The organism is Cohnella nanjingensis (genome assembly GCF_014212125.1).
Lineage (GTDB): Bacteria > Bacillota > Bacilli > Paenibacillales > Paenibacillaceae > Cohnella > Cohnella nanjingensis.
Window position 1 is genome coordinate 330,882 of sequence record NZ_JACJVP010000011.1, and the last position, 18,420, is coordinate 349,301.

An 18,420-nucleotide genomic window follows, 5' to 3' on the forward strand; every position below is an offset into this window, starting at 1 on the left:
ATGGAAGCAAAGGAAGAGATGACCATGTGGAAAAGAATGGCGGTTCTCGTGCTGGCCACCGCGTTCCTCTTCGTATCGGCGCCGTTGCCGGCGTCGGCCGAGCTGCCCTACCGCACGTACTTTAACGATGCCAATTCCGGCGATTGGAGCCGGATTCAAGCCGTCTATGTGCCGGATCGCACGATTTCGCTCTCTTTGGAGGAGCCGGTCGATTTATTCATCGGAGACGACGACGACGCTTACGTCGTCGACCGTGCGGCCAACCGGATCGTCGTCATCCGCCGCGACGGCACCCTTCGCCGGACGATCGGCGATGCCGAAGGCCCCGGCGCGCTCAAGGCTCCGGAGGGTGTATTCGCCGCTTTCGATGGGACGGTATACGTCGCGGACACGGGCAACGAACGAATTGCCGTCTACAGTCGGGAAGGCCGATGGATACGCGAATACAAAAAGCCCGATTCGTCTTACTTACCCGCGGATACCTATTTCGTTCCCTCGAAAATCGTCGTCGACAAGCGCGGCGTGATGTATATCGGCATCAGCGGCTCCGAACTGGGCTTGCTCCGGGTAGACCCGGACGGCCGCTTCACGGGCGCATTCGGTTCGAACAAGGCGGAGCAGTCTTACTCCAACTGGCTGAAGCATCTGATTTTGAACAAGGAACAGCTGGAGAAGGAGGTCGCCAACCGGCCCCGCGCGATCACGAACGCGACCATCGGCTCGGACGGATTTATTTACACCGCGTCGGCCGGAAGGGGCAGCGGCAACATCCGGAAGCTGAATCCCGGCGGTTTCGATACGTTTCGGAACAAAGCCTTGCAGAATACGGAAGGGATCGTCGACGTGGCCGTCGACCGGGAAGGTTTCCTATATGGCATCGATTCGCATAACGCGGCCTTGACGCTCTACGATCCGCTGGGAAATGCTCTGTTCGCCTTTGGAGATATCGATTCCGAGTCCGTGCGCAAAGGCGTGTTCGGTTTCCCGACTTCACTGGCGGTGAACTCCGCATTCGAGATCTGGGTGGCGGACAGCAAGCTGAAGAACATCCAGACGTTCAAGCGTACCCCGTTCGGCGAAAACGTGCTCACCGCCATCATGCTGTTTGCGAAAGGCGATTACGAGAAAAGCAAGCCGTATTGGGAAAGCGTGAGCGCGCAGAACGAAATGTTCAACATGACGTTCCAGGGGCTTGGCAAAGTCGACCTGGAAGAGAAGGAGTACGCGGAAGCGATCGAAAATTTCAAGACCGCGTATGACGTCGACGGATACTCGCAGGCGTTCTGGGAAGTCCGCTACGCGTGGCTTCAACGCCATTTGGCCGCGCTGTTTGCCGTGGTCGCCGCCGCTTGCCTCGGGATCAAATACGGTTACAAGGCCGCGCGGCGCCGCGTTCGGGCACGTGCCTGGCCACCGCGGCTCGTCCGGTACTTCCTGGAGCTGAAGGATATCGGATACGTGCTGATCCATCCATACCACGCGTTTTACAAGCTGAAGGAGCGGACCGTCTCATGGCCTGTGATCGTCGCGATTCTGCTAGCGGCCGTCGGCTACAAGGTGCTGGCGATCTATTTTACCGGGTTCGTGTTCAATCCCGTCGATACGTCGCAAATCAATTTGCCGAACAAGCTGATCTTCTTTGCGGTGCCATGGCTGACTTGGATTATCGCCAATTATTTGGTGTGCAGCGTCAGAGGCGGCGAAGGGCGGTTTCGGGAAGTCGTACAGTCAAGCACGTACGCGCTTGCGCCTTACCTGGTTTTCTCCCTGCCCCTCTTGCTGCTCTCCAACATCGTCGTGCTGGAAGAGAGGGTTCTCGTCGACGCCCTGCATCAGGCCATGCTCATCTGGCTGCTTTGCCTGTTTTTTGTCAGCATGCAGGTCATTCACAACTTCGAGTTCGTCGAGACGATCCGCAATTCGCTCATTACGGCGTTCGCGATCGGCATCATTTGGTTTTTCGCCTTTATCGTATCCGGGTTGACTTTTAATCTATATGACTTCTTCATTCAATTGTACCGGGAGGCGATCTACTTTGGCTGAACGATCCCTTCCCATTCGCCCGAGAACGATCGGGATTCTGTTCGCCGCTCTTCTCGTTGTCCTGGGGTTCGTCTCTATCCTGTCCGGCGGCGAAGCTCTGCCGACACCGAAGGAGCTGAACCTGCCGCCGTTACGGACGGCGGCGATGCCCGACTACGAGGGGCAACCTTGGCAGCCGGGCGCTGCCGAGGCAGACGCCGAAGGATTCGTGCCGGCGCTCGAGAACGGCAAATTCGCGCTCCGCATTCACCCGCAGACGACACAAATCATCGTCGCCGACAAGGCCGGCGGCTACGATTGGCGCAGCAATCCGCCGGAGGCATCGCTGAAAGACGAGACGGTGAAAGGGCTGCTGCTGTCCAACTTGAAGTCACCGATCGTGTTGGAATATGTCGGAACGCAAGGAGACGACAGGTCGAGGCGGGATCAGCTGAACGCCTCGAGCAAAGAGCTGCGGACGACGCTTACCCGCTACGATCGGGGCATCCAGGTCACGTACGCGTTTGAGAAAAAACGGATTCGCGTCGTCGTCCAATACGAGCTCACGGAGCTCGGCCTTCTCGTTCGCGTGCCGGATCAAGGGATCCGGGAAGACGGGGAATACGCTTTGTACTCGTTCGACGTGCTGCCGTATTTCGGCGCGGCGAAGGCCGGCGAAGACGGCTACCTGTTCGTCCCGGACGGCCCCGGCGGGCTGATCAACTTCAACGCGAGTCGATCCAGCTTATCGCAAGGCTACGTGCAACAAATCTACGGCCCCGAGATCTCCAGGAAGGAGCGCGGTCAGCAGCCCATCGCTTTTCCGGCGTTCGGCGTGAAGCGGGGGGACCACGCCTATGTCGCCGTCGTGGAGAACGGCAAAGAGGAAACGGACATCAAGGCGATGCCGGCCGGTTTGAAATCGAGCTACTACAACGTCGGGGCCAGCTTCAAATACCGGGAGGAATATTTGCGCAGAACCGGCCGGCTGCAGAATCCGGTGAAAGCGGTGGAGACCGACCGGATGAAGCTCGACCGCTCGGTCGAATACCGGTTGCTTTCGGGGAGCAAGGCGGACTACGTCGGCATGGCCGAAAGCTACCGGAGCCGGCTTCAGGAGGACGGACGGCTGGGAAGCAAGCTGGCGCCGGTTGACCACGTTCCGCTCAATCTGGGCATCATCGGCGGCAACTCGGAGGAAGCTTACAGCCGCGACCGTTACGTGGCCGCGACCACGTTCGCGCAGGCGGCGGACATGGTGAAGGAGCTTAAAAACGGCGGCGTGGACCGCATCCGGATCATCTATTCGGGCTGGCAGGACGGCGGCGACTTCAATGCGACGAAACGGTTTCCGATCGAAAGCAAGCTGGGCGGGAAGAAAGCCGCGCAAGCGTTCGTGGACGAGATGCACCGCCTCGGCTTCCCGGTGCTGTTCGAGGACAACTTCGTCTATGTCGATGTCAGATCTGCCGTATCCGCCAAATCCAACGGAGCGCGCGGCATCGACGGCACCGTGTTCTTCACCTCATGGAACGATTTTCTCCTGAAACCCTCGCTTACGGTCGGTTACGGCTTGGAGACGGCCGGCAAGCTCAAAGAGATCGGAGTCGACGGCATTCACTTCAATTGGCTAGGCGAGACGACGTTCCGCGACTACGAACGGGCGCCGACCGAACGCGCCGAGACGGAGCGTCTCTACCGCGGGCTGCTGGATTATGCGCGAAAGGAGCTCGGGCAGGCGGGTGTCTACCAGGGTAACGACTTTACGATCGGAGCGGTCGACTACATCGCGGACTTTCCGCTCTACTCGAACTACAACCTGATTGTCGATGAATCGGTGCCTTTCTATCCGATTGCGCTTCACGGCTATGTGCCTTACTACGGAGCGCCCGGCAACGTTCGCAACGATTACGAGAGGGAATTTCTCAAGGCGATCGAGTACGGCGCGCTCCCGTCATTCGTGCTGACGCACGACCCGGCCCGGAAGCTGAAGAACACGCCGTCCTCCTACATTTACAGCAGCCGGTTCGATGAGTGGAAAGAACGCATCCGGACGGAATACCGGGATTTCGACCGGCTCTCGAAGCTGTACGATCAAGCGATCGTCGATCATCGGAAAATCGCGGATGACGTGTTCGTCACGGTCTACGAGAATGGTGCGACGGTGACCGTCGATTATGGCCGCAACACTTTTGCGGTGCAGGATGGAGGATCCAGATGAAAGAGACGAAGCAGCGGCATAAAGGCTTCCTCCGCTCCCGGCTGAAGCAGTACGGCGTCGGCTACCTGTTCATTCTCCCATGGGCGATCGGCTTCGGCGCCCTGATCGCTTTTCCGCTCGGCTGGTCGTTCTTCATGAGCTTCCACAAAGTCGTCGCGACGACGGGAGGTTTCTCGTACGATTTCGTCGGACTGCAGAACTTCAAGGATGCATTCGTGAAGGACAACGTGTTCCCGATCCAGTTGATCGAATACGTGCAGGAAATGCTTTTGATGATCCCGATTATCGTCATTTTCTCGCTTCTTGTTTCTCTGCTGCTCAATCAGCGTTTTCCCGGCCGGTTTCTGTTCCGCGCGGTGTTCTTCCTGCCGGTCATCTTCGCGACGGGACAAGTGCTGACCGAGCTGTTCGCCCAGAACGCGGGAGAAATTCCGTTCATGGACCAATACAATCTCGAGCCGATCGTGCAGAAGTACGTCGGGGAGGGGCTGGCGCAGCCCGTCCTGAGCGTGTTGGGCAAAACCGTCATCATTCTGTGGTATTCAGGCGTGCAAATTTTGATTTATATCGCGGGCTACCAGACGATTCCGAAATCCGTGTACGAGGCGGTACGCATCGACGGAGCGACGCCGTGGGACAGTTTCTGGAAAATCACGCTGCCCGCGACGCTGCCCTTCATCAGCCTGAACACGCTGTACACCATTGTTGATTTGTTCACGTTTCCGATGAACCCGGTGCTTGAGCATGTCCGGAAAAACATGTTCAAGCCCGATACCGGTTACGGATATTCGAGCGCGCTGGCCTGGATTTACTTCGCGTTTATTTTCGTGCTGCTGGCGATCGTATTGCGTTTGTTCAGCAGCAGCGCCAAAAGAAGGGGGGGAAGGGCTTGAAACTCGCGGAGACTTACCGTGCGGCATCGGCCGGCGTATCCCGGTTCCTGTGGAGCAGCTCCGTGCAGCGGGTCAAGATGCTCGCGCTTGGTCAGCAGGCGAACGAAGGGTGGGGCGCGCGGCTGATCATCTACTTTCTGCTCTCGATCATCGCCTATTTGTATCTCCAGCCGCTCTTCTACATCATCAGTACGATGTTCAAAAACTTAAACGACTTGCTCGATCCGACGGTCAAATGGATTCCGCGCGAGCTCGATTTCAGCAATCTGAGAACGGCTTGGCGGGGGCTGCACTATCCCCAGGCGTTCGTCCACACGCTGACGATCGCGTTCGTCTGCTCGGCGATCCAGGTTGCGGTATGCGCGATGACCGGCTATGCGCTGGCCAGATTAACGTTTCCGGGACGGGGACTGGTGACCTTCCTTGTGATCCTGACGTTCCTGGTGCCGCCGCAAATCACCATCATTCCGCTTTATGTCATTTACAGCAAGCTGGGGCTTCTCGATACGCCGTTCGTTTTTATCGTCCCGGCGTTGTTCGGCCAGGGTGTGCGCAGCGCGCTTTTCATCATCATTTTCCGGCAGTTTTTCCGGACGCTGCCGGCGACGCTGGAGGAGGCGGCCAAACTGGACGGAGCTTCGGCATTCCGGCTCTTCTCCCGCATCATGCTCCCGCTGGCCCGTTCCGCTTGTTTGGTCGTGTTCCTGTTCTCTTTCATCTGGTATTGGAACCTGTATTACGAGCCGTCGATGTTTCTGCGGGACCATTATTTGCCGCTGTCCATCAGCCTCGACAGGCTTCAGGAGGTGCTGACCGGCGTGCCGGCCGGAGGCGGCGGAGAGGCGTTGCGCAAAATCGATCCCATCTCGGAATCGCCTAAGATGGCGGCCGCTTTTCTCATCATTTTCCCGCCTCTCGTCCTCTACATGTTCATGCAGCGCTGGTTCGTCGAAGGCATCGAACGCACGGGGCTGGTCGAGTAACCGGGAAAATTTCGAGAGGAGGTGAAGCCGGACGAAGGTCCGAAGCAGGGTCCATTCGAATGTCCGAATGAAGGGCGATCGGCAGCATCAGGTGTAATCGTACGGAAGGAAAACCAGTTATCAACCAAAATCGGGAGGGTAAAACGGATGAAAAGAAGAGGACACTGGAAAACGGCCTTACTGCTCGGTATCGTGCTGCTCTTTTCCGTCGTCATGTCGGCATGCAGCGGCAAAAACAACGAGAGCGGCGGCACGCCCGCGCCGGGGTCGGAGAGCGCGGGAACGCCGGGGGCTTCGGCTTCGGCGCCGCCATCCGAAGAGAAGCACGACCCCGTGACGCTCAGGCTGATTACGTGGAATAACACGTACCAGGAGCTTTATGACAAGTTCCATGCCAAATACCCGTGGATCACGGTGGAAGCGGATCTGATCGGCGGAGCGGACGACAACGGGATCGTAGAAAAAACCGCCGCCCTGGAAGCGGCGGGGACGCCCGCCGATTTGACCTGGTTGATGGATTTCACCCCGTACCTCAAAGGGGGGCTTCTGGAAGATTTGAAGCCGTACATGGATCAAGATGAGAACATGAAAAACGTGAAGCTGCCCGAAGGCTTTTTCGAATCGATGGAAATCGGGGGCAAACGGTTCGCCATTCCATTCGTCGACGTTCCGATGTGGATTCTCGTGAACAAGGATCTTCTGGACAAATATGGACTGGAGATGCCTTCGAACGATTGGACCTACGACGACTTCCGCAGCATGGCGAAAGCCGCGACCGATCCGGCGGCCGGAGAATACGGCCTGACGAACGACCCGATCTTCGCCGGCCATTTCGCGACCGCGATGGCGGTTGCCAACGGAAGCGCGCCGAATTTGGCTTACATGAACGCGGATTTGACCCAGAGCGTCCTGAATTCGCCCGCCGTGCTGGCCGACGTGAAATGGATGCAGGAGCTGATGACGAAGGACGGCTCGCTTCCGGGTAACAAAAAAGCGGCTGAACTGGGCGATTCCGTGAGCAAATTTATCACCGGGAAGACGTTGTTCGGTATCGGCTACGACGCGGTGCTCGAATCGCTCAGCAAAGAGGCCAAATTTGAATGGGACGTGCTGCCGTTCCCGAAGGGCAAAGTGAAGCAGTCGACTTATCACATCTACGGACCGATCGCGATGCTGGCGGGATCGAAGCACAAGGACGCGGCGTACAAATGGATCAGCTTCCAGTTCGAGATGGAAGCGCAGAAGTGGAAAATCGACCACGGCGCGAACGCATCCGTCATCAGCGACGAACTCAACGCCTATATCGATCAATCGCCGCTCTGGAAAGGCAAGAACAAGAGCGCGGTGATACTGACCAAGGACATGGGCAGCATCGCGCCCGGACCGACGATTCCGGCATTCTCCGAATACATGTGGTGGCAGCCTTGGGTGTCGGAGGTCATCTTGGACGGCAAGGATCCGAACAGCGTCATCCCGCTGGTCGAGGCGTGGAACAAGAAGACGCTGCAGCTGCGCAGCGAAGCCGCGAAATAGGTGAATGGAAAAAGGAGAGGCCGGGGAGGCCTCTCCTATTAATTGCAGTTCAGTTCGTGCCCGGTTTGACCGTGCACGGAGCGGTCGACTTGCGGACGATTAATTTGTTCGGAAGCACGACTCTGCTCCGCTCCTTCTTCGGATTGTCGATCACGGACACGAGCAGCCTGACCGCTTCCTTGCCGATCTCGAGTTCGTCCTGGCTGACGCACGTCGGCGGGATGGCGGACAGGGCGGCAAGCTCGTAATTGTCGAAGAACACGACGGACAAATCTTCGGGCACCCGAATGCCCATATCGACCGCGGCCTCGATCAGGGTAAGGCCGACCGCCGAGTTGACGGCGAAAACCGCGCTCATGTCCGGGTTCTCTTTCAGATACAGCTGCATTTCCTTCTTCGCCGTTTCGTCCGCGATTCCTTCGTCCAACACGGTGTTCATCGGCTCCGGAGCGAAATGGGTAAGGCGCAGCCTGTGCTCGACGGGAATATGATGCTCGGCCAACGCCTTTTCGTAGCCGACCAGCCTGTCCTCCAGGCTGGTCGTTCCGGGGTAGACGGTGGACAAGAAGCCGATCTTTGTATGGTTCAAGGAGATCAGATGCTCGGTAGCCATTCGGGCGCCTTCCACGTTGTCAGCGTATACGCAGTTCGTCTCGATTCCCCGCAAATAACGGTCAATGACGACAAGGGGGAAATCGATCAGCGTCAGTCGCAGGATGTCTTCGCTGTACGTTTCGCCATCCACCGGGAAAATGATAATGCCCTTCACCCCGAGTTGGATGACTTCCTGCAGCACTTCTTTTTCGATTTCCTGGGAGTCCTTCGTCTTGCAAAAAATGAGCCGGTACCCGTGCTTGGCCAGTTCGGCTTCGACGCCGTCGAGCATCCGGGCGGTGAATGAATTGACCAGGCGAGGCATCAAATAGGCGACCAAGCCTTTGTTCTTGCCGCCGAGCGCCGCGTCCGGAGCATAAATGAGCGGTTCGCCGAAGGGATCGGGCGAGATGAATGAGCCTTTGCCCTGTACCCGGAAGATGAGGCCCTCTTCGTTTAGCTTGGAGAGCGCGTTCTTCACCGTTATCCGGCTTACGTTAAAGCGTCCCGCCAGTTCGTTCTCGGAAGGAATGCGGTCGCCGGGAAGCCAGGCTTTTCGCTCGATTTGATCTCGGATATATTGGCGAATCTGGGTGTACAGCGGGATTCGGGGGGAAGATTTTGCCATGTCGGAATTCACTCCTGCAACGAAATCAATGTTTATATCAAATGTACAACATTCCGGTTCAAGTGTATATAGCTAGTGAGCTTAATTTGCTTGATTTTATGAAAGTTATAATATTTAATATAACCAAGAGACAACAAGATATAAACTTGAATATTTATTAAAGGGAATGATGGGAGAGGGTAGCGGTTGGACAACAAGACAGTTCACATTATTTCGCATTCACATTGGGATCGCGAGTGGTATATGCCATTCGAGAAGTTTCGCATTCGACTGGTTCAGCTGATCGACCGGGTGATGGAACTGCTGGAAACCGGGGGCAACGGGTTCGAATATTTCCATATGGACGGACACGTGCTCCCCATTGACGATTATTTGGAGATTCGTCCCGAGCAGGAATCCCGGATTCGCAAGCTGGTCGAAGCCGGCAAATTGTTCGTCGGCCCGTGGTATGTGCTGCAAGACGCCTTTCTGACGAGCGGAGAGGCGCAAATTCGCAATCTGCAAATCGGGATGCGGCGGGCGGAGCAGTTGGGAGGCGTGGCAAAGATCGGTTATTACCCCGACACGTTCGGCAATATCTCGCAGACCGCGCAGCTGCTGCGCGGGTTTGGGATCGACGCGGCGGTGTTCGGGCGGGGGATTAATGCGATCGCGGAAAACAACACGGTCGTCGCCGATGCGATCGACCGCTATCCGTCCGAATTATGGTGGGAAGCCCCAGACGGCTCCAAAGTGTTATCCGTCTTTCTGGCAAACTGGTACCATAACGGAATGGAACTGCCGACGGATCCCGAAGAGGCGCGGGAACGGGCGGAAGTGATGCTTGCCAATGTCGAGCGGGTGGCGACGACGCGGCATTTGCTACTGATGAACGGCTGCGACCACCAGCCGGTGCAAGCGAATGTCGGCCAGGCGATCGACGAGCTTAATCGGGTCCGGTCAGGCTATTCGTTCGTGCACAGTCATTTTCCGCATTATTTCGAAGCGCTTCGGAGCACCCCTGCGGAATGGCCGACGGTAACGGGCGAGCTGATCGGCGAATATACGACGGGGTGGGGGACGCTTGTCAATACGGCGTCCGCGAGGATGCACCTCAAGCAATGGAACGTCCGGCTTCAGACGGAAATGGAACGGTGGGTCGAACCGTTCACGGCCATCGCCGGCTTGCTCGGCGGGACCTATCCGGAAGCTTTCGTCCGTCATGCCTGGAAGCTGCTCCTGCAAAATCATCCGCACGACTCCATCTGCGGGTGCAGCGTGGACGAAGTGCATGAAGAAATGTTGACTCGTTACCGCAAGGCTTGGCAAATCGCCGAGTCGCTCAGCGGCAAGGCGCTTGCGTCGCTCGCGACCGCCGTAGACACCGCGTCGATGCTTGCTTCAGCCGGAGCCGAGCGTGCGAAAGGCGCCGCGTTTCCGATCGTCGTGTTCAATCCGCTCGGCTGGGAACGAAGCGAATGGGTGACGGCGGAAGTGGATGTGGAGGAAGAAATACAAACTGACCAATGGGTGCTGCTCGACAGCACCGGGGATCCCGTTCCGTATGACTCCGAGGATCGCGGATGGGTGCATGGTTTCACGCTGCCCGATGACAAGTTCCGGATTCCGTGGAAAAAACGACGGTACATCTTGCGTTTTCCCACCGGGAACGTCCCCGCTGTAGGCCATCGATCTTTGATTTGGTTGGAGAAGCCTACGACGCCGGTTCCCGCATGGCCGCAACAAAAGCGGCCAACCTGTACGGTTTCCGGCAGCTCGGCGTTGTTGGAAAATGCCTTTCTACGTATCGAAGTGGGAGGAGACGGCCGCGTTCGCCTCACGGACAAAGAGACGGGCCGGGTGTTCGAGGATTTGCTCATCTTGGAAGACACGGGAGACATCGGCAACGAATATATGTACGTCGCAGCACAGGAAGCGGAGACTGTCACGACGGCCGGCCGCCCGGCGCAGCTGGAAAACATATCGACCGGCTTCACCGCATCCGTCCGCCTGGTCCATACCCTCGAACTCCCGGCAGAGCGCGAAGGGATGAAGCGCTCGGGACAAACGAAGCTGCAGAAGATCGAGATCGAACTGCATCTGGAGGCGGAAGCTCGCAGGCTCGACGTTGAGGTACGTCTCGACAATCAAATCAAGGACCATAGGCTGCGGGTGCTGTTCCCGAGCGATCTCCGTGCGGACAGTGTCTACGCGGACGCGCCGTTCGACGTGGTCGAGAGAATCATCGAACCGTGGAGCGGATGGACGAACCCGGCGCGGAGCGAACGAATGCAATCGTTCTTCGAATTAACCGACGGATCGGTTGGGCTTGCGATTGCTGCGGAAGGTTTGCCGGAATACGAGGTGCTGCGGGACGGCCGGAACACGATGGCGCTGACGCTGCTGCGCTGTGTCGGCGAGCTGGGCGACTGGAACTACTTCCCGACGCCAGGCGCGCAATGCATCGGGCCTTTCACCGCTCGATTCGCCATTGTGCCTCACCGTGGAGACTATCGTTTCGCGCTGCGTGAAGCTCAAGCGTTCAACGTTCCTATGCGCGCGGTGTCGACATCCATTCACGGCGGAAGCTTGTCGCCCGAGCTGTCGTGGGCGACCGTCGAAGGCGATCCCTCCGTTCAACTGACCGCGCTGAAAAAGGCCGATTTCGGCGACGGGCTCACGCTTCGGCTCGTGAACTTGAGCACGGAGGAGCAGCACGTCCGAATGACCGGCGAGCTGTTTGAGCGAAGCCGCGTCACGTCCGAGGCGAATCTAAGCGAGCAAATCATCGGACCTGCGAATAGGGAAAATAACGCTGTTTGTCTCACGCTGCCCGTTAAAAAAATCGCCACGGTGATGACGAAAGGTTTAATTCAATGATTAAGAAAATAGTTCTTTACAGATCAAATGCCATACGTTAAATTATATCTATATACAACTGAATTTAGTTGTATATAGATATAATAAATAAAAGGGGGGCGGCCGTAATCGCGCAATCGGGAAGCGTCATCATGATCGTTCAAAGCCGATTCTGGAAAGCGCTATCAAAACAGAAGGCCACAGCATGTCAATCATCATTTAACGAGGTGTAACCATGAAAAAGAACGTATGGGCAAAGCGGAACATGATCGTTTTCGTTACGGCTGTTCTCATGCTCGCGCTAACCGCGTGCGGAGGGGGCAATGAACCGGGGAATACAGGAACGGGTGCGTCACCGGGAGGGAGCGCTGCGCCGAAAAGCGATGTCACCTTGACGCTATGGCACTGGAAGGTGGGGTTCGATCCCGGATTGAAAGCGGTTGCCGACGCCTATAAGAAAAAGACTGGCATCACGGTCGAGACGCAAGTGACGACGCCGGACGACGCCTATACGCAGAAAGTGACCGCCGCGGCTACGGCCAATAATTTGCCTGACATTTACTTGTACTGGTCCGGTCCGACGAACGGGGCTTTCGACGGAAGAGCGATGGAATGGTCGGCCGAGCTGGACAAGGACCCGGCATGGAAGAACAGCTTCTACCCTTCCGCATTGTCCGGCACCGTGATCAAGCAGAGCCAACTAGATTCCTACGCGAAAGACAAGAAAGCGAGCGATTGGCTCAAGAGCCGTCAAATCGGCCAATATTACGGCATTCCGATCGATGTCGGCTCCTTCTATACGATCTACGGAAATGCCAAGCTGCTCCAAGAAGCGGGCGTACCGCTCGAAGCGCCGCCGACGGTGGAGCAATGGCTGAAAGACATGGATACGGTGAAAGCGAAGACGGGCGTTCCCGGCTTCGTATTCAGCGCCAAGACGTTCTCGGTGTACGAGAACTGGATGGCGAACTTCCAGGATTACATGAAGAACGGGCCTGAGGAATTTACGAAGTTCATGAACCGGGAATCGAAAATGTCGGATCCGGCTCATCTGCAGGTCGCCAAATTCATCGAAGACATCTCCCGGTCGGGCAATCTGCTGAAGGGCGCGGTATCGCTCGACATCGACCCGTCGGACCAGGCGTTCGCGCAAGGCAAAGCGGCCTATACGCTCGGCGGCACCTTTACGTTGTCTAGTCTGACCGCCCTCGGCATGAAACCGGAAGACATCGTCAGCTTTCGGGTACCGGCCTACGAAGGCTCGAAGGAGCCTGACGCGAAATTGCCTTCTTTCCCGCTCGTGCAGGCAATCGTGACGGATAATGGACCGCACAAGCAGGAAGCCATCGATTTCGTCAAATATTTGACTTCTGAGGAAGGCATGACGCTGTATGCGGCCGGCGCGTTAGACGTTCCGTCCGTCCAATTGAAGAACCGCGATTCGCTCAGCCCCATCTTGCAGAGCATGATCGGCTCCATCGGCTCGGAGGCGAACTGGTATGCGGACAATGCGGATACTTACAACAAAGTGTTCGGGGCCGAATGGAACAAGTTCCATGAGATGAAGCAGAAGATCATTCTGGGCTCTGCGACGGCCGAGGAAGCGGCCCGCGAATTCGACAAGGCGGCCGAAGCAGAGAAAGCGAAGGAACAATAAGGATGAAAAGCGGCAGCTTCTACAGCAAGGCGGCTCGGAGAGAAGCCGCGTCGGCGTACTTGCTAATGGCTCCGGCCATCCTATTGTTTCTCGTCATCGGTCTATTCACGGTGCTGTTCTCGATCGGGCTGTCTTTTTTCCATATGGGCCACGGTTCGCTGATCGCGAACGCGAAGTTCGCCGGGCTCGACAACTTTAAAGATTTTTTGCTCGGAGACGACCAGCTTTTGTCGGAAAGCTTCTGGCGGGCACTGCGCAACAACTTGGTCATTTGCGTTTCGGTCGTTGCGCTCGTCATACCGGTGTCGCTGCTCATTTCCGTCCTGCTGCAGAACATCGCGCGAGGCGTCCGTCTGTTCCGGACGCTTCTCCTTCTGCCGATGGTTTCATCCTCGGTTGCCATCTATTACGTTTGGACCGGCATTTACGAGCCTTCCGGTTTGCTGAACCGGCTGCTGCAAGCGATCGGATGGAAGAGCGCGGTGGCCGCCAACGGCTGGCTCGGAGAACTGCACACGTCGCTGCCTGCCATTATCGCGGTAATCGTGTGGGGGATGATTCCCGGCACGATGATTCTTTACTTCGCCGGTCTGCAGACGATCGACTCGCATTTGTACGAGTCCGCGGACATCGACGGCGCCAGCTTCGGGCAGAAGCTGCTGCACATCACATGGCCGATGTTAAAGCCGATTACGGTCATCGCCGTCATTATGAGTCTGAACGGGGCGATTCAAATCTTCGATCCGATCTGGATCATGACGAAGGGCGGACCAGCCGGCTCCACCGAGGTGGTTAGCGTTGTGATCTATCAAGAGGCATTCGTCAACATGAAAGGCGATTTGGGCAGGGCGAACGCGATGGGATGGACGATGTTCGCGCTGACGTTCGTCATCTCCTTGATCAGCATGAGAACGCTCAAAGAGAAAACCTAGGGGGGGAGAGGCGAGATGAAACGCGGTTATTCGGCGAAAATGATCAGCTATGCGATTCTGCTTCTCTGGTCGGCTATCTGCGTCTATCCCCTGCTGTGGATGATCGGCGCTTCCTTCAAAGAGCCTTTCGAGGTGTTCGCGGGTTATGCGCTATTTCCGACGGGAGCGTGGAATTGGCACACGTATGTCGATGTTTGGGATCGCATGCATTTCTTTCGCTATTTCGTGAACAGCGTCAATGTGACGTTCTGGACGCTTGTCGGCATCAACCTTTTCTATACGATGGCAGGGTTCGCCTTCGCCAAGTTGAGATTTCCCGGCAGCGCCTTCTGGTTCTATATCTTTCTTGCCATGATGTTCGTTCCGGGCATCACGATCATGATTCCGCTGTATTTGACGGAGAACGAATTGCATTTGCTCAATACCCACTTGGGACTGATCCTGCCGTTGGTGAACGGAAGCGCGCCTCTGGCCGTGTTTTTGTTCCGCAATTACTTCCGGTCCATTCCCCACGAGATTTACGAGTCCGTCAGACTGGACGGAGCCGGCATTTTCCGGACGCTGTTCCGGATTTACATTCCGCTTGCGCTGCCGGCTATGGCGACCATTACCATTACGAACTTCCTCGGATCGTGGAACTCGCTTGTCCTGCCGATGGTCATGCTGAACGACGCCAAATTGTTCACTTTGCCTCTGGCGGTGCTGCTGCTGGACTCCGGCGTGTTCCGGCAATGGAACGTATTGATGGCGGGGGCGCTTATCTCCATCGTGCCGGTCGTGCTGGCGTTTCTATTCTTTCAAAAGTATTACATCCAAGGCTTGTCCGCAGGAGCGATTAAATCATAGAAGGGCAAAAGGAAAGGGGAGATCGCCATGCATGCCTTTGTGCCCAAATTGCAGCGCCTGAATCGGCACAAAGCTTCCGGCTATTGGCCGGAGAGAATCCTGACGCAGCTCGAATACGCGTACCGGTTGTCCAAAGTGAACGGCGGACGATTTGATTCGCTACTGGAAGAGGCTGTCGATTACTTGACCGACCGGGCTTCCGAAGAAGGCGTCATCACGCGAAGCGCCGCCGTTCAGGCGGAGGGCATGATTGCCGGACTCTCGGCGGAGGCCAAGAAGCTCAGGCTGCTGTGTACGGCGCATGCCCACATCGATATGAACTGGCAGTGGGGCTGGGACGAGACCGTGCAAATTACGCTCGATACGTTCCGGACGGTGCTGGATCTCATGGAGGAATATCCGTCCTTCACGTTCTCCCAGTCGCAGGCGGCGATTTACCGCATCGTCGAGGAATATGCTCCCGAGATGCTGCCGGAAATCAAACAAAGAGTCAAGGAAGGGCGCTGGGAGGTGACGGCGTCGCATTGGGTGGAAGCAGACAAGAACATGCCCAACGGCGAAAGCTTGTCGCGCCACCTGCTCTACACGCGCCGTTATTTGTCCAAGCTGCTGGATATCCCGCCGGAGTCGCTGAATATCGATTTCGAGCCGGATACGTTTGGACATAGCGCGAACGTTCCGGAAATATTGGCCGACGGCGGAGTCCGCTATTATTATCATTGCCGCGGCTATGAAGGCCATCATATCTACCGCTGGGTCGCGCCGTCCGGCAAGTCCGTGATCGCGTATCGCGAGCCGATCTGGTACAACGCCTACATTGAATATGGAGCGGGGCTATATGTGCCCGAGTTCTGCGCGAACCACAACATGACGACGATGCTGAAGGTGTATGGAATCGGCGATCACGGCGGCGGTCCGACGCGGCGCGATATCGAACGCCTGCTCGATATGGCGACGTGGCCGGTTTATCCGACAGTCGAATTCGGCACGTACGCGCAATTTTTCGCCTTGGTCGAGCAGGTCGCAGATCAGCTTCCGGTTGTGCAAAACGAGCTGAACTTCGTGTTCAGCGGCTGCTATACTTCGCAGAGCCGTATCAAGCTGGCCAACCGCACGGCCGAAGCAGCTCTATACGAAGCCGAAGCGCTGGGCGCGATCGCCCATCTCCGCACCGGTGCGGCTTACCGGGCAGACCGGTTCGAGGAAGCTTGGAGGAACGTGCTGTTCGCTCAATTTCACGATATTTTGCCGGGGTCCGGCGTCACCGAGACGCGGGAGCATGCGCTGGGCATGTTCCAGAACACGATGGCGACGACCAATTCGGCTCGGCACCGGGCGCTGCGGGCCCTATCCGACGAGATCGACACGTCGAAGTTCATCAGCGACGAGCCGATCGCCGATTCGATTTCGGAAGGGGCCGGCGTGGGCTACGGGAGCAAAGATTTCAAAGTCTCGCAGGTCGGACGCGGACGGGGCGGCACGCGCATTTTCCACATCTATAACACCACGCCTGTCGACCGGGAAGAGGTTGCCGAATTCGTGCTATGGGATTGGAACGGCAACATTTCGCACGTCGTCTTCGAAGACGACGAGGGCCGCGCGACGGAGCACCAGATCATCGACCATGGGTTCAACCATTATTGGTCCCATTATTTCTTGCGTGCGCTCGTCAAGGTGAGCGTTCCCGCGTTGGGCTACAGCACCTACGTGATGAGAACGGAAGCGCGGGAAGATCCGCTGCCCTTCCAGGTCGAGCCCCGACTAGAGAAGGTAGACGAGTTCGTTCTGGAAAACGAACGGATCCGGGTGGTGTTCCATCCGGTCGACGCTTCGATTGTCTCATTCGTCGACAAGGAGAGCGGAGAGGAGCTGATCGACCCGGGACGGCCCTCCGGCATTTTCCGGTTCGTGCAGGAAGACTTCAACAAAGGGATGTCCGCCTGGATTGTCGGCCGTTATATGGAAATTCAAAGCGCTCACGGGCAAGTCAGGCTGTCGAAGCGTTACGACGGCGCCGGCGTGCGTCAAGCGATTCGCTACGAAATGTCGTTCGGCGACTCGAAGCTTGCGGTCGAAGTGTCGCTCGACGCGGGCAGCAGCCTGCTGGGCTTCGAAGTCGAATGCGACTGGCAGGAGATCGGCAAGGCAGGGCTAGGCATCCCGCAGATGCATTTCCATCTGCCGTTCGCCTACGATTGCGACGAATATGTGTATGATATTCCGTTCGGCACCGTTGTCCGGGGGGCGAGGGAGCAGGACGTTCCCGCGAACGGTTGGGCGTTCGGCCGCCGCAAGGAAGGAAGGGGCCGGTCGTTCATGCTGCTGGCCGGCGCCAAGCATGGCTTCCGCGGTGCGGACAACTCGCTTTCCGTCACGCTGCTGCGCAGCTCGTACGATCCGGATCCGCACCCGGAGCTGGGCGTGCACCGCTTCCGGTTCGCCATCGCGCTGGCCTTGGGCACGTCGAACCGCGACCTCATCGAATTCGGCCGTTTGTACCATCATCCGCTGCACGTGCTGTCGGACATCGCCCGCGAGGGACGGCTGCCCGCGACGTACGGCATGGTCGGACAGGTAACGGGCAACGTTGCCGTCTCCGCGATCAAGCTGGCGGAAGACGGGAGCGGGGACTGGATCGTGCGGCTTTACGAGACGGAAGGGGCGGAGACGGAAGCGGGGGTGCGGCTTCCAAGCGCTCCGCGGCAAGCGAGGCTCGTCGATATGCACGAGTTATCGCTTCCGGATGTACCTGCCGTCCGCATCGACGACGATCGGATCGCCGTTCCGGTGGCCGCCAACACGATTGCAAACATCAGGGTCACGTTCTGACTTGGCTGGGAGCAGCAACCTATAGGAGTAGGAGGGAATCAAGTGCTTCATGATAACATGCTGTTGACGGCACGCAAATTGGAGGCACGCATCCGGGAACTGGAGCGTTACCGCTATACCGACCACCGTCAAACCGGTCCCTTCCGGTTTTGGGTCGATCAAGAGGCGGTAGTCGGGGCGATGCCTCCCGAGGACGCCCAGTGGACCGAGATCGGGCTGGGCGGCCGATGGCGCGGCTGGGACCTGACCGCCTGGCTGAAGGCGGAGGTGACCGTTCCGGCCGAATGGGCGGGAAGGCGGATGCTCGGCCTGTTCGACTTCGGCAGAACGGGGTACGGCCACACGTCGGGCTTCGAATCGCTCTTGTTTCTGAACGGGAAACCGTACCAGGGGGTCGGCGGCAACCATAACGAGGTGTTGCTGCCGCCGGAAACCGCCGGGCAA

The 18,420-nt window shown here is 57.5% G+C and carries 11 protein-coding genes and 1 pseudogene; 11 read left to right on the top strand and 1 reads right to left on the bottom strand.

The features are described 5' to 3' along the window. The 5 genes from H7C19_RS09270 to H7C19_RS09290 all read left to right on the top strand — a co-directional run bounded on the left by H7C19_RS09270 (position 1) and on the right by H7C19_RS09290 (position 7,652). The gene (locus H7C19_RS09270; RefSeq protein ID WP_221469130.1) at positions 1–2,043 is read left to right on the top strand and encodes a YIP1 family protein; all 2,043 of its coding nucleotides are present in this window, start codon (positions 1–3) and stop codon (positions 2,041–2,043) included. Then, positions 2,036–4,243 (top strand): DUF5696 domain-containing protein, encoded by a 2,208-nt coding sequence (locus H7C19_RS09275; protein WP_185142351.1) that lies wholly within the window; start codon positions 2,036–2,038, stop codon positions 4,241–4,243. Before H7C19_RS09270 ends, H7C19_RS09275 begins: the two co-directional genes overlap by 8 nt. Then, positions 4,240–5,136, top strand: coding sequence for a carbohydrate ABC transporter permease (locus H7C19_RS09280; RefSeq protein ID WP_185142352.1), 897 nt, complete (start codon positions 4,240–4,242; stop codon positions 5,134–5,136). Before H7C19_RS09275 ends, H7C19_RS09280 begins: the two co-directional genes overlap by 4 nt. After that, positions 5,133–6,119 carry a carbohydrate ABC transporter permease gene (locus H7C19_RS09285; protein WP_185142353.1) on the top strand — a complete coding sequence of 329 codons (987 nt, stop codon included), beginning with the start codon at positions 5,133–5,135 and terminating at the stop codon, positions 6,117–6,119. Before H7C19_RS09280 ends, H7C19_RS09285 begins: the two co-directional genes overlap by 4 nt. A gap of 147 nt (positions 6,120–6,266) precedes the next feature. After that, positions 6,267–7,652: an ABC transporter substrate-binding protein gene (locus H7C19_RS09290; protein ID WP_185142354.1), complete on the top strand. Its 1,386-nt coding sequence runs from the start codon at positions 6,267–6,269 to the stop codon at positions 7,650–7,652. A 49-nt stretch (positions 7,653–7,701) separates the two neighbouring features. Here the strand turns inward: H7C19_RS09290 and H7C19_RS09295 are convergent, their stop codons facing one another. Beyond that, on the bottom strand, positions 7,702–8,874 hold the full coding sequence (locus H7C19_RS09295) for a GntR family transcriptional regulator (RefSeq protein ID WP_185142355.1): 1,173 nt from the start codon (positions 8,872–8,874) through the stop codon (positions 7,702–7,704). Between the two features lie 186 nt (positions 8,875–9,060). On the opposite strand from H7C19_RS09295, the gene H7C19_RS09300 reads away from it, so the two are divergent. The 6 genes and pseudogenes from H7C19_RS09300 to H7C19_RS09325 form a co-directional block, all read left to right on the top strand. Then, complete coding sequence (locus tag H7C19_RS09300) at positions 9,061–11,733, top strand: alpha-mannosidase (protein WP_185142356.1); 2,673 nt, start codon at positions 9,061–9,063, stop codon at positions 11,731–11,733. Positions 11,734–12,103: 370 nt separating this feature from the next. Further along, complete coding sequence (locus H7C19_RS09305; protein WP_221469131.1) at positions 12,104–13,369, top strand: ABC transporter substrate-binding protein; 1,266 nt, start codon at positions 12,104–12,106, stop codon at positions 13,367–13,369. 2 nt (positions 13,370–13,371) lie between these two features. Next, a complete protein-coding gene (locus H7C19_RS09310) occupies positions 13,372–14,301 on the top strand; it encodes a carbohydrate ABC transporter permease (protein ID WP_185142358.1) in 930 nt (309 codons plus the stop codon). 15 nt (positions 14,302–14,316) lie between these two features. Continuing rightward, positions 14,317–15,147: a carbohydrate ABC transporter permease gene (locus tag H7C19_RS09315; protein WP_185142359.1), complete on the top strand. Its 831-nt coding sequence runs from the start codon at positions 14,317–14,319 to the stop codon at positions 15,145–15,147. Positions 15,148–15,174: 27 nt separating this feature from the next. Beyond that, on the top strand, positions 15,175–17,976 hold the full coding sequence (locus tag H7C19_RS09320; RefSeq protein WP_185142360.1) for a glycoside hydrolase family 38 N-terminal domain-containing protein: 2,802 nt from the start codon (positions 15,175–15,177) through the stop codon (positions 17,974–17,976). A 42-nt stretch (positions 17,977–18,018) separates the two neighbouring features. Then, a pseudogene (locus H7C19_RS09325) lies at positions 18,019–18,420 on the top strand (alpha-mannosidase); the annotation flags it as partial.